The organism is Microbacterium sp. SL62 (genome assembly GCF_026672635.1).
GTDB lineage: Bacteria > Actinomycetota > Actinomycetes > Actinomycetales > Microbacteriaceae > Microbacterium > Microbacterium testaceum_A.
On the sequence record NZ_JAPPRM010000001.1, the window covers coordinates 2,668,720 to 2,683,148 of the forward strand.

General features: G+C 70.0%; 9 protein-coding genes and 2 pseudogenes. 3 read left to right on the forward strand and 8 right to left on the reverse strand.

What is annotated here, in order from left to right; translation table 11 throughout:
• Window positions 1-134: 134 nt before the first annotated feature.
• Window positions 135-4,376, forward strand: a complete 4,242-nt coding sequence (locus OVA26_RS12765; RefSeq protein WP_268104315.1) for a DUF3418 domain-containing protein — start codon at window positions 135-137, stop codon at window positions 4,374-4,376.
• A 63-nt stretch (window positions 4,377-4,439) separates the two neighbouring features.
• Here the strand turns inward: OVA26_RS12765 and OVA26_RS12770 are convergent, their stop codons facing one another.
• Window positions 4,440-4,931 (reverse strand): MarR family winged helix-turn-helix transcriptional regulator, encoded by a 492-nt coding sequence (locus tag OVA26_RS12770; RefSeq protein ID WP_268104316.1) that lies wholly within the window; start codon window positions 4,929-4,931, stop codon window positions 4,440-4,442.
• A gap of 39 nt (window positions 4,932-4,970) precedes the next feature.
• On the opposite strand from OVA26_RS12770, the pseudogene OVA26_RS12775 reads away from it, so the two are divergent.
• Together OVA26_RS12775 and OVA26_RS12780 are read left to right on the forward strand one after the other, a co-directional pair.
• Window positions 4,971-5,210 (forward strand): annotated as a pseudogene (locus tag OVA26_RS12775) (EamA family transporter); the annotation flags it as partial.
• 148 nt (window positions 5,211-5,358) lie between these two features.
• The gene (locus tag OVA26_RS12780) at window positions 5,359-5,859 is read left to right on the forward strand and encodes a DMT family transporter (RefSeq protein WP_268104317.1); all 501 of its coding nucleotides are present in this window, start codon (window positions 5,359-5,361) and stop codon (window positions 5,857-5,859) included.
• A 15-nt stretch (window positions 5,860-5,874) separates the two neighbouring features.
• On the opposite strand, the gene OVA26_RS12785 is transcribed toward OVA26_RS12780, so the two are convergent.
• From OVA26_RS12785 to OVA26_RS12815, 7 genes and pseudogenes are all read right to left on the reverse strand, one after another.
• Window positions 5,875-6,699 carry a hypothetical protein gene (locus OVA26_RS12785; RefSeq protein WP_074696758.1) on the reverse strand — a complete coding sequence of 275 codons (825 nt, stop codon included), beginning with the start codon at window positions 6,697-6,699 and terminating at the stop codon, window positions 5,875-5,877.
• Window positions 6,696-7,361 carry a LuxR C-terminal-related transcriptional regulator gene (locus OVA26_RS12790; RefSeq protein WP_074696756.1) on the reverse strand — a complete coding sequence of 222 codons (666 nt, stop codon included), beginning with the start codon at window positions 7,359-7,361 and terminating at the stop codon, window positions 6,696-6,698. Before OVA26_RS12790 ends, OVA26_RS12785 begins: the two co-directional genes overlap by 4 nt.
• On the reverse strand, window positions 7,349-8,677 hold the full coding sequence (locus tag OVA26_RS12795) for a sensor histidine kinase (RefSeq protein WP_081349880.1): 1,329 nt from the start codon (window positions 8,675-8,677) through the stop codon (window positions 7,349-7,351). The genes OVA26_RS12790 and OVA26_RS12795 overlap by 13 nt, the downstream gene beginning before the upstream one ends.
• A gap of 213 nt (window positions 8,678-8,890) precedes the next feature.
• Window positions 8,891-10,156, reverse strand: coding sequence for a multiple monosaccharide ABC transporter permease (gene mmsB, locus OVA26_RS12800; protein WP_235556977.1), 1,266 nt, complete (start codon window positions 10,154-10,156; stop codon window positions 8,891-8,893).
• Window positions 10,143-11,689: pseudogene (gene mmsA / locus OVA26_RS12805) on the reverse strand (multiple monosaccharide ABC transporter ATP-binding protein). The gene mmsB and the pseudogene mmsA overlap by 14 nt, the downstream one beginning before the upstream one ends.
• Before the next feature lie 160 nt (window positions 11,690-11,849).
• Window positions 11,850-12,953: a multiple monosaccharide ABC transporter substrate-binding protein gene (chvE, locus tag OVA26_RS12810; RefSeq protein ID WP_081349887.1), complete on the reverse strand. Its 1,104-nt coding sequence runs from the start codon at window positions 12,951-12,953 to the stop codon at window positions 11,850-11,852.
• A gap of 329 nt (window positions 12,954-13,282) precedes the next feature.
• Window positions 13,283-14,308, reverse strand: coding sequence for a LacI family DNA-binding transcriptional regulator (locus tag OVA26_RS12815; RefSeq protein ID WP_268104318.1), 1,026 nt, complete (start codon window positions 14,306-14,308; stop codon window positions 13,283-13,285).
• Window positions 14,309-14,429: the final 121 nt, after the last annotated feature.

Consider the following 14,429-nt stretch of genomic DNA (forward strand, 5'->3'; position numbering starts at 1 on the left):
TTTGTGTCGCCCCGGCACGGGCCAGGCGACAGGAAGTGACCCCTCGCGCGAGTCGCCACGAATGTCGCTTCGAGCAGCCCCAAGCGACGGAAATTGGCGACTCGCGCGATGGGTGGGCGATACGCTGGAAGGCTGTGTCTGTCGAACCCGTCATCGTCTACCCGCCCGAGCTGCCCGTCAGCGCCGCGCGGGACGAGATCGCGCGCGCGATCCGCGACCACCAGGTCGTGATCGTCGCCGGGGCCACCGGCTCGGGCAAGACCACGCAGCTGCCCAAGATCTGCCTCGAACTGGGCCGCACCTCGATCGCTCACACGCAGCCGCGCCGCATCGCCGCGCGCACGATCGCCGAGCGCATCGCCGACGAGATGCAGGTTCCCCTCGGCTCGACCGTCGGCTACAAGGTGCGCTTCACCGACAAGGTGTCGGCCGACACGCGCGTGGCGCTGGTCACCGACGGCATCCTGCTCAACGAGATCCACCGCGACCGACTGCTGCGCCGCTACGACACGATCATCGTCGACGAGGCGCACGAGCGCTCGCTCAACATCGACTTCCTGCTCGGCTACCTGCGCCGCATCCTGCCGAAGCGCCCCGACCTCAAGGTCATCGTCACCTCGGCGACCATCGACCCCGAGAGCTTCGCGCGGCACTTCGCGGCGGCTCCCACCGAGCCGGGCGGCGAGCCGACCCCGGCGCCGGTCATCGAGGTGTCGGGCCGGACGTATCCGGTCGAGATCCGGTATCGGCCGGTGGACGGCGCGGATGAGGTTTCCGACGACGCCGACGACGAGACCCCGGATGCCGGGACCCCGGCGCCGCAGCCGAAGAAGCCCCGCAGCCCGGCCCGACCGGCCGCCAAGCCGGGGCGCTCCGACGACGACGGGGACGAGGTCGGAGCCGTCGTCGCGGCCCTCCGCGAGCTCGATCGCGAGGCCCCGGGCGACGTGCTCGTCTTCTTCCCCGGAGAGGCCGAGATCCGCGATGCGGCGGATGCCATCCGCGGGGCGTACCAGAAGGACACCTCCCCCACCGAGGTCCTGCCCCTGTACGGGCGCCTGTCCGCGGCTGAACAGCACCGCGTGTTCGAGCGCTCGAGCGTCGCGGGCGTGCGTCGCCGCGTCATCCTCGCCACGAACGTCGCCGAGACGAGTCTCACCGTCCCCGGCATCCGGTACGTCGTCGACACCGGAACCGCCCGCATCTCGCGCTACAGCAACCGGTCGAAGATCCAGCGCCTGCCGATCGAGGCCGTGTCGCAGGCGTCGGCGCAGCAGCGCTCGGGGCGAGCGGGGCGCACCTCGCCCGGTATCGCGATCCGGCTCTACTCCGAAGACGACTTCACGCGGCGCCCCGAGTACACCGAGCCCGAGATCCTGCGCACCTCGCTGGCATCCGTCATCCTCCAGATGCTGTCGCTCGGCTTCGGCGACATCCAGGCCTTCCCGTTCCTCACCCCGCCCGACTCGCGGGGCGTGAAGGCGGCGTTCGACCTGCTCGTCGAGCTCGGCGCGGTGAAGCTGCCCGTTGCGGGCATGCGCGGTGCCGACACCTCACGCGAGCGCGACGTCCGCGGCGACGGCGACCCGTCCCGGCACCGCGGCGGACGGGGTCCGCGCGAGGACGGGCCCCGCCTCACCGAGATCGGACGCGAGATCGCGCGCCTGCCGATCGACCCGCGCTTCGCCCGCATGCTCATTGAGGCGCGCCGGAACGACGTGCAGCCCGAGGTGCTCGCGATCGTGTCGGGCATGTCGATCCAGGACGTGCGCGAACGGCCCGAGGAGCGCCGCGAAGAGGCGGACCGCTTCCACGCGCGGTTCACCGATCCCACCAGCGACTTCCTCTCTCTGCTGAACCTGTGGGACTACCTGCAGGAGAAGCAGGCCGAGCTGGGCTCGAACGCGTTCCGGCGCCTGTGCCGCAGCGAGCACCTCAACTACGTGCGCGTGCGCGAGTGGATGGACGTGCACCGGCAGCTCCGATCGCTCGGCGGCGAGCGCGGGTCGGGCGACGGCGGCGCGCGGGACTCCGGCGACGGAGGCCGTCGCGGCGGGCGCTCGAGAAACCATGTCCCACTTTCGGCTGGTTCAGACCCCTCCAGGCCGCACAATTCGGGACATGCAGCGCGAAAGTCGGGACATGGTTCGACAGCCGCCGACCGGAACGCCGCCCCCGAGGGGCACGCCGCCGGCGACGCGATCCACCGCGCGATCCTCTCCGGGTTGCTGTCGCACCTCGGCATCCTGGATCCCCGAACCATGGCGCAGGCCAAAGACCGCAAGGCGCCGGGTGATGCCCGCCCCACTAAGGGCGAGTACATCGGCGCGCGCGGGGCGCGGTTCGCGATCTTCCCGGGCTCGGGGCTGAAGAAGAAGCGCCCCTCGGCCGTCATGGCCGCCGAGCTCGTCGAGACCTCGCGCCTGTTCGCCCGCACGGTCGCCGCCGTCGACCCGGCGTGGGCGGAGGATCTCGCCCCCGACCTGGTCAAGCGCTCGCTGAGCGAGCCGCACTGGTCGAAGGATGCCGGCTCCGCCGCCGCCTACGAGAAGGTCACCCTCTTCGGGGTCGAGCTCGTCGGGCGTCGCCGGGTGCAGCTCGCGCGCTTCGACCGGCCGCTCGCGCGCGAGATGTTCGTGCGCCACGCGCTGGTCGAGGGCGAGTGGGACCCGTCGGTGCTCGACAAGCGCCTCACCGCGTTCCTCCGCCGCAACCAGGAGCAGCGCCGCCTGCTCGAGAAGATCGAGGAGCGCGAGCGTCGCCGCGACATCCTCATCGGTGACGAAGCCGTGTTCGCGTTCTACACCTCCCGCATCCCGGCCGACGTCACTGACGTGCGCTCGTTCGAGACGTGGTGGAAAGACGCTTCGAACCGCACCCCGCACCTGCTCGACCTGCGCGAGTCCGACCTCACCGGCGACCGCGCCCAGGGCGACGACCGGGCCTTCCCCGCGCGCTGGCGCCAGGGCGATCAGACGCTCAACCTCGCGTACCGCTTCGAGCCGGGAGCCCCCGATGACGGCGTGACGGTGGTCGTGCCGCTGCCCCTGCTCGCGCAGCTGCGGCCCGACGGGTTCGACTGGCAGGTCCCCGGCATGCGCGACGAGCTGGTCACCGCTCTGCTGCGCGCGCTGCCGAAGACGATCCGCCGCAACGTCGTGCCCGCCGCCGACTGGGCGGAGAAATTCTCGGCCGAACTCGCCGAGAAGGGCCCCGAGCACGCCAACGGCCTGCCGAAGACGACGCTCGTCGACGCCCTCGCCGCCCTCGTGCAGCGCGTGGCGAACCAGCGGGTGAGCGCCGCCGACTTCGAGCTCGAGCGGGTTCCCGGCCACCTCACGCCGTCGTTCCGCGCCGTGGATGCCCGCGGCCGAGCGATCGGCAGCGACCGCGACCTGGCGACCCTGCAGCGCCGTCTCGCCGACAAGGCCCGGTCCAGCGTCGAGTCGACGATCGCCCGCCCGGCGCAGAGAGCCGCGAAAGTCGCCGAGGCCTCCCCCGCTTTCGCGTCGCGCTCGAAGCTGACGACCTGGGATCTCGACGAACTCACCGAAGTCGTCGACACCCCTGTCGCCGGTGGCGTCGTGCGCGGCTACCCCGCCCTGGTCGATGAGGGCGACAGCGTGGCCCTGCGCGTGGAGGCGACCCCCGAAGACGCGGCGCGGCACACGCGGGCCGGCATCCGGCGTCTCCTGCTGCTGGCCGTCCCCTCCCCCGCGACCTACGTGCTCGACCACCTCACCGCGAACGAGAAGCTCGCGCTGGCTGCCTCGCCGTACCAGAACGCCAAGGCGCTCATCGAGGATGCGCGCGTGGCCCTCGCCGACGACGTCCTGCTGCGCGAGGCGCCGAGCGGCGTCGTGCGCACGAAGGCGGATTTCGAATGCGTGCGCGACGCCTTCTCCACGGCATCCGTCGACCGCACCTTCCAGACGGTGTCGCTCGCGGCGAGGATCCTGCTCGCGCAACGCGAGGTCGACCGCGCGATGAAGGACGCCTCGTCGATCACACTGCTGGGCGCGCTGAACGACGTGCGCGGGCAGGTGAAGGGCCTGATCTTCCCGGGATTCCTCTCGCGTACGGGCCTCGCGCGCCTGCAGCACCTCCCGCGCTATCTCGCCGGAGCGCTGGAGCGGGTGAGGACGCTGTCCGACAACCCCGGTCGCGATCGCCAGCGCATGACCGAGTACGAGCGCGCGGCCACGGGCTTCGTCGAGGCTGGGGGCGCGGTTCCGCTTCCCGCCGATGCGACGGCGAACCTCGTGCAGACGCGCTGGCTGCTCGAAGAGCTGCGCGTCAGCCTGTTCGCTCAGCGCCTCGGCACGGCAGAGCCCGTGTCGCCGCAGCGTATCGCCAAGGCGCTCAAGAGCGCCTGATCCGCCGTCTTCTGTCGCTTCCGGGGCCGGGAGGCGACAGAATCCGTCGAGGCGCACGAGGGGTCAGACGCCGAGCGCCCGTCCCCACTCTCGCAGCAGCGCCTCGAGCGTGCGCCGCTGATCGACGTCGAGCCCGGACAACAGCCGCTCCTCATTGGTCAGGTGGGCGACGACGGCCTCGTCGATGACCCGGCGGCCTTTCGCGGTGAGCGAGATCACGCGTCCGCGCCCGTCGTCGTCGCTGGCGCTCCGGGACACGAGACCGGATGCCACGAGCCGGTCGACGCGTTTCGTCACCGCGCCCGTGGTCACCATCGTGTGACGCGCCAGCTCACCCGGCGTGCGCGCGAACGGCTCGCCGCCGCGGCGGAGGGTCGCGAGGATGTCGAACTCCCCCTCGCCCAGGCCGAACCGGCGGAAGACCTCGAGCAACTCCGCGTCGAGGTGAGCGGCGATGCGGCTCAGCCGACCGATGACCTGCATGGGCGAGGCGTCGACGTCGGGGCGTTCGGCGGCCCAGTGCTGGACGATCTCGTCGACGTGGTCGGCATCCATTTCCCCATTCTATCTTCCACGGAAGCTAGACTGTCTTCCATGGAAGATAAGTGGCGTCTCGGCGCGATCACCGCCGTCGCTCCCGTGGCCTGGGGCGCGACCTACGTGGTGACCCGACACCTGCTGCCCGCCGACGCTCCGCTGTGGGGAGCCGCACTGCGGGCCCTCCCCGCCGGCCTGTTGCTCTGGGCGCTCGCGCGCCGTCGTCCGCGCGGCGATTGGTGGTGGAAGGCGCCCGTTCTCGGTCTGCTGAACTTCGGCGCCTTCTTCGTGCTCGTCTACATCGCGGCGCAATTGCTGCCGTCCTCGATCGCCGCGTCGATCATGGCGCTGGCCCCCCCTGGCTCTCGCGGGGCTCGCCTGGCCCCTGCTCTCGCAACGGCCCACGGCGCGATGGGCCGTCGGCGCGCTCCTGGGTCTCGTCGGCGTGCTGTCGGTGGTGGGGCTCGGCACCGGAACGATCCCGGTCGCGGGGGTCGTGGCATCCGTGATCGCACTGCTGGCGTCGTCGCTGGGAGCGATCCTCACCACCCGCTGGAGGGACGAGACGCCCCTGCTCGCGACCACCTCGTGGCAGCTGACCGCCGGGGGTGTCGCCCTGGTCGCGGTGGCGGCGATGGTCGAGGGCCGACCACCCCGAGTGGATGCCGCGGGCCTGCTGGCCTACGTCGGCATCGCGGTCATCGCGACGGCACTGGCGTTCGTGTGCTGGTTCACCGGACTGCGTCACCTGCCCGCGGGCACCGTGGGGCTCATCGGATTGCTGAACCCCGTGACCGGGGTACTGCTCGGGGTGGCGGTGGGCGGCGAGTCGCTCGCTGTGCCGCAGGTGGGGGGCATCGTGCTGGTGCTCGCGGCGATCGCCGTCACGAGCGGCGCGAGGGGTCGGAATCTGTCGCCCGGACGGTCCGTCGGCGACAGATCCTGACCCCTCGCGCGGGCGTCACGACCGCAGCGACACCTGCCCCAGAGACGCTTCGACGTCCACGACCGCCGTCGCCGACGACGAGGTGCGCAGGCGGTTGTCGATCCGACCGAGACCGCTGTCGGTGGTGACGTTGTACTCCTCGTCGGGCAGGGTGATGTCGGCGGAGCCGGCGGTGACCGTGATCCTGGTGCGCGCGGGGGCGTCTCCCGCCAGCGTCGAGGCGAGGCTGCCGCCGGCGACCTCGAAGGTCGCGTCCCCCACCCCCGTGAGGGTCCCCGACGCCGACCCGCCCGAGACCGACACGTCGAGGGTGCGGACGTCTCCGGCGAGATCCACGTCACCTCCCGCGAGTTGCACGTTCAACGACCCGAAGTCGGCGTCGACCGACAGGGCGCCGCCGGCGACCTGGATCCGCGCGTCGAGGTTCGTCGTGGCGGAGGCCCGGGGCAGCACCAGGGTGGCGGATCCGGCGCCGTTCGACCAGCCGACGAAGTTGGTCTGCGGAGAGCTCACCCGCAGGGTGCTGCCCTTCCGTTCGAACGTCCACCCGTCCGCCCCGCTCCCGACGTCGAGCTGCGCCTCCGAGACGTCGCCGTACGCGATGGTGAGCGAACCGCCCGCCACATCGACGTCGAGATCGGTGAGTCCGTCGGTCGCGGTCTCGCTCATCGCGTACCCCGACCCGCTGTCGCGCAGCGTCGCGGCCGCGGTCACGCCCGTCCCGATGACCGTGCCCGCGAGCACGCATGCCCCGACGACGATCGTGGCGAGCGAGACGAAGAAGGGAACCCCGTGACGAGAGGGCGCGGTCGGCGGCGTGAGAGGGGTCGGCGAGGTCATGAGGTGGCTCCGGTGTGGTCGTGGCCCAGGTGCACGAGGGCGGCGATGACGCGGCGGTTGCCGGTCTCGTCCTGCTCGAGTCCGAGCTTGGTGAAGATGGCGGTGATGTACTTCTCGACGCTGGCCTCCGAGACGAACAGCGCCTGGGCGATCGCCTGATTCGAGCGCCCCTCGGCGATCAGCGAGAGCACGGAGCGTTCGCGCTCGGTGAGGCTCTGCAGCCGCTCGTCGCGGCGGCGCCGCGCCAGCAGCTGGCCGACGACCTCGGGGTCGAGCACGGTCGCTCCCCCGGCGATCCGGGCCACCGTGTCGAGGAAGTCGCGCACGTCGGCGACCCGGTCCTTGAGGAGGTAACCGAGCGAGCCCTGCCCGTCGGCGATCAGGTCGCTCGCGTACTGCTCCTCGACGTACTGCGACAGGACGAGGACCGAGAGACCGGGATGCCGGGACCTCAGCGCGATCGCAGCACGGATGCCCTCGTCGGTCCAGGTCGGCGGCAGACGTACGTCGAGGATGCACAGGTCGGGGGTGGTCTCCGTGACCGCGGCCTCGAGGCCCTCGGCATCGGGCAGCGCCGCGACCACCTCGTGGCCGTCGTCCGCGAGCAGGCGCACGAGCCCCTCGCGCAGGAGGACCGAGTCCTCGCAGATCAGGATGCGCACGGGACGCTCACCTCCACCGTGGTCGGTCCGCCCTGCGGGCTGTCGATGCGGGCGGTGCCGCCGGCCGCGGTGACCCGGTTGACGATGCCGTCGAGGCCGCCACCGGGCACGATCCGCGCCCCGCCGAGGCCGTCGTCCTCGACCCGGGCCCACAGAGTCCCGTCATCGCGCAGTCGAACGTGGACACGGCATCCGGTCGCCCGGGAGTGCTTCGCCGCGTTCGTCAGCGCCTCGGCGATCACGAAGTACACCGCCGCCTCGGCCGGACGCGAGCACCGCCGCGGCACTCGCACATCGAGTGTCACCGGGATGTGAGATCGTGACGCGAGCGCCGAGAGAGCGGCATCGAGTCCCCGATCGTCGAGGACCGAGGCATGGATGCCGCGAGCCAGCTGCCGCAGCTCGGTGATGGCCGATTTGGTCGAGGCGTGCGCCTCGGCGACGAGGGCCTTCGCGGCCTCGGGATCGTCGTCGATCTTGGTCTGCGCCAGGCCCAGCGTCATGCCGATCGAGACGAGCCGCGGCTGGACTCCGTCGTGCAGGTCGCGCTCGATACGGGTGCGTTCGACCTCGGCCGCCCGGACGGCCCCGGCGCGGCGTGTGTCGGAGGTGCGGGCCTGCTCTTCCAGCTGCGCCTCGCGGGAGGGGACGAGGATCGCGCGCGAGATGACCCCGTGGAGCACCGCTAGGCCCACGATCGCCGCGAGCGAGGCGACGAAGACGAGCAGACCCACGAGGGGAGCTGCCACGCCCTGCAGGGGCACGAAACCGAGCAGACGCGGGTGGGACCACCCGAAGATCGGGCTGATCATCAGACCCAGCCCCCACGAGGTGAGCCCGGCGACGCCGAGCGTGGCGAGACCCAGGATCGTCGCGATGGTGAACGATGCCACCGCCCGCCACTGACCCGGATCGATGGCCTGCAACCAGATGGTGTGCGCGACGCCGGTGAACCCGGTGCGCGGGCTGTGGCGGGGACGCAGGGGCGGCAGACCCAGGCGGTAGAGGCCGTCGAGACGCGCGCGTTCGAACCAGGCGATCGCGAAGAGCGCGTAGACGAGGGCGACCAGGGCGATCACCCCGATGAAGAGGGCGGCGAGCAGCCCCACGCCGGCGCCGAAGAGCCCGAACAGGGTTCCCAGGATGCCGGGGCCGATGACGCCGAGCGCGGCGAGATGCACCACCGCACCGGCGATGCGACCGGGCGAGGCGATGCGCACCCGCGGCGCGAGGGGCTGGTCCACCCTCGGAACGGGAGCGCCGGCGACGGGCGCGGGCGTCGGCGGAGGAGGCGGAAGAACGGATGCCGTGGTCATGGGTTCCACGCTAGAGGTGGGCCCCGCGCCGGCGCCGCCCGGTCAGCCCCCGCGCGCTTTCGGGTTATCCCGAAAGATCCGCGTGAAGGGTCGGTTCCGGTCGCCGCGGGCGATCCTCGGCGACACGAAACGACCCCTCGCGCGGGCAGCGGCCGCGCACGAACGAACGCCCCGCCGCACGAGGCGACGGGGCGTTCGACGAAAGAGCGTGGATCAACCGCGCGTGCGGTTCTTGTTCCACACGTCGAAGGCCACGGCCAGCAGGAGCACGAGGCCCTTGATGAACTGCTGCACGTCGGTCGAGATGCCCATCAGCGACATGCCGTTGTTGAGCACACCCATGACCAGACCACCGGCGATCGCGCCGACCACGCGGCCGACACCACCCTGGACGGCCGCTCCACCGATGAACGAGGCCGCGATCGCGTCGAGCTCGAAGAGGTTACCGGCACCCGGGCCGGCCGAGTTCAGGCGACCCGTGAAGACGATGCCGGCGAGAGCCGCGAGGACACCCATGTTCACGAAGAGCATGAAGTCCACGCGACGGGTGTTGATACCCGAGAGCTTCGCGGCAGTGCGGTTGCCGCCCAGGGCGTAGATGTGGCGGCCGAAGACGCTGCGGCTCATGACCGTCGAGTAGCCGATGATGAGCAGCGCCAGGACGACGAGCACGATGGGCGTGCCGCGCGATCCGGGAGCCACACCGAGCAGGTAGGTGAGGTAGGCGATCAGCGCGCCGCCACCGATGACCTTGACCAGGAACGCCACCTGCGGCTCGTTCTGCAGCTCGAGCGCGGCGCGCTTCGCGCGCTGGCGAACCTGCGACACGACGAAGAGGACGAGGGTCAGGGCGCCGAGGGCGACCGTGATCCACTCGGCGGGCGAGGTCGCCGCCGGGAACAGGTCGGGGAACAGGTATCCGCCACCGAGCGCGCGGTACTCGGTCGGGAACGGCGTGATCTGCGTGTTGCCCAGGGTCATCTGCGTCAGACCGCGGAAGAGGAGCATGCCCGCGAGGGTCACGATGAACGCGGGGATGCCGATGTAGGCGACCCAGAAGCCCTGCCACATGCCGACCACGGCACCGAGGAGCAGCGAGAGGGCGATGCCGAGCCACCAGGGCAGGCCCCACTGCACGATGAGCACACCCGAGACGGCACCGACGAAGGCGGCGACCGATCCGACCGACAGGTCGATGTGGCCGGCGATGATGATCATCACCATGCCGATCGCGAGGATCAGGATGTAGCTGTTCTGGACGATGATGTTCGACACGTTGCCCGCGGTGAGCAGACGCCCGCCGGTCAACGCCTGGAAGAGCAGCACGATCACGATCAACGCGATGAAGATGCCGATCTCGCGCAGGCGCGACGTGAAGAACTGCACGATGCCGCCGGCACCGCTGCCGGCGGCGCCGCCGACGGGGCCCTTCGGCGTGGCGGGACCCTGTGGGGTCACGGTGTTGTCAAGCGCTGACATGGTCGGCTTCCTTTTCCTTCGTCATGAGCACCATGAGTGCCTCGGGAGTGGCCTCTTCGATGGGCAGCTGGCCGGTGATGTGGCCTTCGCTGAGGGTGTAGATGCGGTCGCAGATGCCGAGGAGCTCGGGCAGCTCCGAAGAGATGACCAGCACCCCCTTCCCCTGCGCCGCGAGGGAGTTGATGATCGTGTAGATCTCGTACTTGGCGCCGACGTCGATGCCGCGGGTCGGCTCGTCGAGGATGAGCACCTCCGGGCGAGGATGAGCACCTCCGGGTCGGAGTACAGCCACTGCGACAGCACGACCTTCTGCTGGTTGCCGCCCGACAGCTTGCCGACGACGACATCGACGCTGGGCGCCTTGATGTTCATCGACTTGCGGTAGCGGTTGGCGACCAGGTACTCCTCGTCGCCGTCGACCCAACCGCCCTTGACGAGCTTGCGCATCCCGGCGAGCGAGATGTTGCGCTTGATCGTGTCGATCAGGTTGAGACCGGCGCCCTTGCGGTCCTCGGTCACGTAGGCGAGACCGCTACGGATCGCGGCGGGCACCGTCGAGGTGTCGGCCTTCTGACCGCGGATGTAGACGTTGCCCGAGATCTTCGAGCCGAAGCTCTTGCCGAACACGCTCATCGCGAGCTCGGTGCGTCCGGCGCCCATCAGGCCGGCGATGCCGACGACCTCGCCCGCGCGCACGTTCAGGTTGGCCTGGTGGATGACGGTGCGGTTCGCGTCGGTGGGGTGGCTGACGTTCCAATCCTCGATGCGCAGGACCTCGTCGCCGATCTCCACGTCGCGGTCGGGGTAGCGGTTCTCGAGCTCGCGGCCCACCATTCCGCGGATGATGCGGTCTTCGCTGGTGCCGCCCGTGGCCACATCGAGCGTCTCGATCGTGCGACCGTCACGGATGATCGTGACCTCGTCGGCGATCGCGCGGATCTCGTTGAGCTTGTGGCTGATGATGATGCACGTGATGTTCTGGCCGCGCAGGTGGCGGATCAGATCCAGCAGGTGCTCGGAGTCGTCGTCGTTGAGCGCCGCGGTCGGCTCATCGAGGATGAGGAGCTTGACGTCCTTCGACAGCGCCTTGGCGATCTCGACGAGCTGCTGCTTGCCGACGCCGATCTCGTTGACGGGAACGTCGGGGCTGTCGCCCAGGCCCACGCGGGCGAGGAGCTTGGCCGCTTCGCGGTTCGTGGCATCCCAGTCGATGAGACCGCGGTGCGTGATCTCGTTGCCGAGGAAGATGTTCTCGGCGATCGAGAGGTAGGGGCTCAGGGCGAGCTCCTGGTGGATGATGACGATGCCGGCCGCTTCGCTGTCGCGGATGTCCTTGAACTCGACGGTGTTGCCGTCGAAGACGATCTCGCCGCGGTAGTCGCCCGCGGGATACACACCGCTGAGCACCTTCATGAGGGTGGACTTGCCGGCGCCGTTCTCGCCGCAGATGGCGTGAACCGTCCCGCGCTCGACGGTCAGTGACACGTCGGCGAGCGCGATGACGCCGGGGAACTCCTTGGTGATCGAGCGCATCTCGAGGATGGTGCTCACGAGGTCCTCCTTGCAGAACCGGCGCGTGGCCGGTCGGAATGTGGGGCGGGCGCGGGATGCCGCGGACCCGCAGGAGCCTCCGCCGCGACCCGGGGGGCCGCGGCGGAGGCGGGGCGGAGGGACGGGGAGCCCCTCCGGGGGATTACTTCAGGTCGGCCTCGGTGTAGTAACCGCTGTCGATGAGGACTTCCTTGTAGTTGTCCTTCGTGACGATCGTCGACTGCAGGAGGTACGAGGGAACGACCTTCTTGCCGTTGTCGTAGGTCTTCTCGTCGTTGACCTCGGGCTTCTCGCCCTTGCGGATGTCGTCGACCATGGTCACGGCCTGCTTGGCGAGCTCGCGCGTGTCCTTGAAGATCGTCGAGTACTGCTCACCCGCGATGATCGACTTGATCGAGCCGGCCTCGGCGTCCTGACCCGTGATGACGGGGAGGTCGCTGGCCGAGTAGCCACCCGAGGTGAGGGCCGAGATGATGCCGATCGACAGACCGTCGTAGGGCGAGAGCACACCGTTGAGCTTGGTGCCGCCGATGACGGTGAGGATGTTCTCCATGCGCTTCTGCGCCGTCTCGGGCAGCCAGCGGAGGATGGCCGCCTGGCCGAACTCGGTCTGGCCGGAGGGAACCTTCAGCACACCCTTGTCCATGTAGGGCTTGAGGGTGTCCATCGCGCCGTTCCAGAAGAACGTGGCGTTGTTGTCGTCGGGGCTACCGGCGAACAGCTCGACGTTGAAGGGGCCGGCGGCGCCGGTCTCCTTGCCCGAGGCGTCGAGGACGCCGAGGCCGGTCAGGAGCGAGGTGGCCTGCTGGACGCCGACCTTGTAGTTGTCGAACGTCGTGTAGTAGTCGACGTTCTCGGTGCCGTTGATGAGGCGGTCGTACGCGATGACGGGGATGTTCGCGTCCTTGGCCTGCTGCAGCACGTCGGTGAGCGTGGTGCCGTCGATCGAGGCGACGATCAGGGCCTTGGCGCCCGTGGTGATCATGTTCTCGATCTGCGAGACCTGGGTGGGGATGTCGTCGTTCGCGTACTGCAGGTCGACCTGGTAGCCGAGCTCTTCGAGCTGCGACTTGACGTTGTTGCCGTCGGCGATCCATCGCTCCGACTGCTGGGTCGGCATGGCCACACCGATGGTGCCGCCGGCCTCCTGCGAGTCTCCGCTGCCGGCGCCGGTACGGTCACCGGCGCAACCGGCGAGACCGATGCCGAGCGCGAGGACGCCCGCTCCCGCGATCGCCTTGAGCATGCTGTGCTTCTTCACTCTGGTTCCCTCCATTGGGTGTTTGTCGCGGCGCTCCCCCTGGAGCACACCGCGGGCAGTGCTGACGGCGCAGGTCGGGCGCACGGTCTCGGGGGCGAAACGAAAGGCCCTCGGCGAGGCGGTCAACCCGCGTCGTTCGAAACGTCTTCGTCTCGACGGATCCGCTCCGCAGCGAGTCCCGTCGGCCGTGTGACCCGGTCATGTGACCGTTCACATTGTGTGAGCGATGCTACCTCCAAGCACGGCACGACTGTCAAGTCCCGACGCGCTCGAAGTCCAGCCGTTGCCGAAACGTGACGTGAGCGCGTCGCGGATCAGGACCGCGGCGGGGCCGTCGACGACCTCACGATGAGGCGGAGGTGGTCGGGTTCGATCACGCCTCCGTCGTCACCGCTCTCGCCGAGCGATGCCAGCAGGTCGGTGACGGCACGCGTGCCAATACCCACGAAGTCCTGTCGGACGGTGGTCAGCGGCGGCCAGAGGTGGGCGGATTCGGGCACGTCGTCGAAGCCGACCACCGAGAGGTCCTCCGGCACCGAGCGACCTATGGCCCGGACGGCATGCATGAAGCCGAGCGCCATATGGTCGTTGCCCGCGAAGACCGCGGTGGCATCCTCCGTCCGCAGCAGCTCGAGGCCCGCCTCGAATCCGAACTGCGCCGTCCAGTCGCCCAGGATGGGGGGACGCGGCGAGAGGTCGTTGGCATCCATCTCGGCGAGATACCCGCGCATGCGGTGATCGGCCTCGACCCAGTCGCGCGGACCCGCGATGTGAAGGATCCGCGAATGCCCGAGCTCGATGAGGTGGCGGACGGCCGCTCGCGCCCCGGCGCTCTGGTCGTTGCGGGTCGTCGAGGTGCCGGTCGAGGTGACGATCTGCACCGGAACGGGCAGCTTGAGCTCGTCGAGGATCGGCACCACCCGCGTCTGCGGTGCGACGGCGATGAGTCCCTCGATGGACTGCTGCATGAGGTGGTCGATCGAGGAGCGCACGTCGTCGGGGGCGCTGGTGGCGAGGTTCGTGAGGGTGAGGCGGTACCCGGCGGACCGCGCCGCCGACTCGATCGCCTGCACCATCGCCGAGGTGCCGTGGGTCGTCGCTCGCGGTCCCAGCACACCGATCAGGCGCGAGCGGCTCGTGGCGAGGGCGCGCGCGGCCTGATTGGGGACGAACTTCAACTCGGCGATCGCCGAGCGCACCTTGGCCGCGGTCTCGGGGCGGAGCTGAGTGCTGTTGTTGATCACCCGCGAGACGGTTTGGTACGACACTCCCGCGAGCCGGGCGACGTCGCGGATGCTCGGGGCACGCCCCGTGGCCTCCGGGGTATCGGTGTCGCTCATCATCCGCCTCATTGCGGGTCGCGCGCTGTTGCGTGACCGGTCACACGAGAATATCCGACGCCAGCAGAATCGCCCGCCGCGGAAGAAGAATCGCCCCTTCGGCGCGGAACGGCGGCCTCGC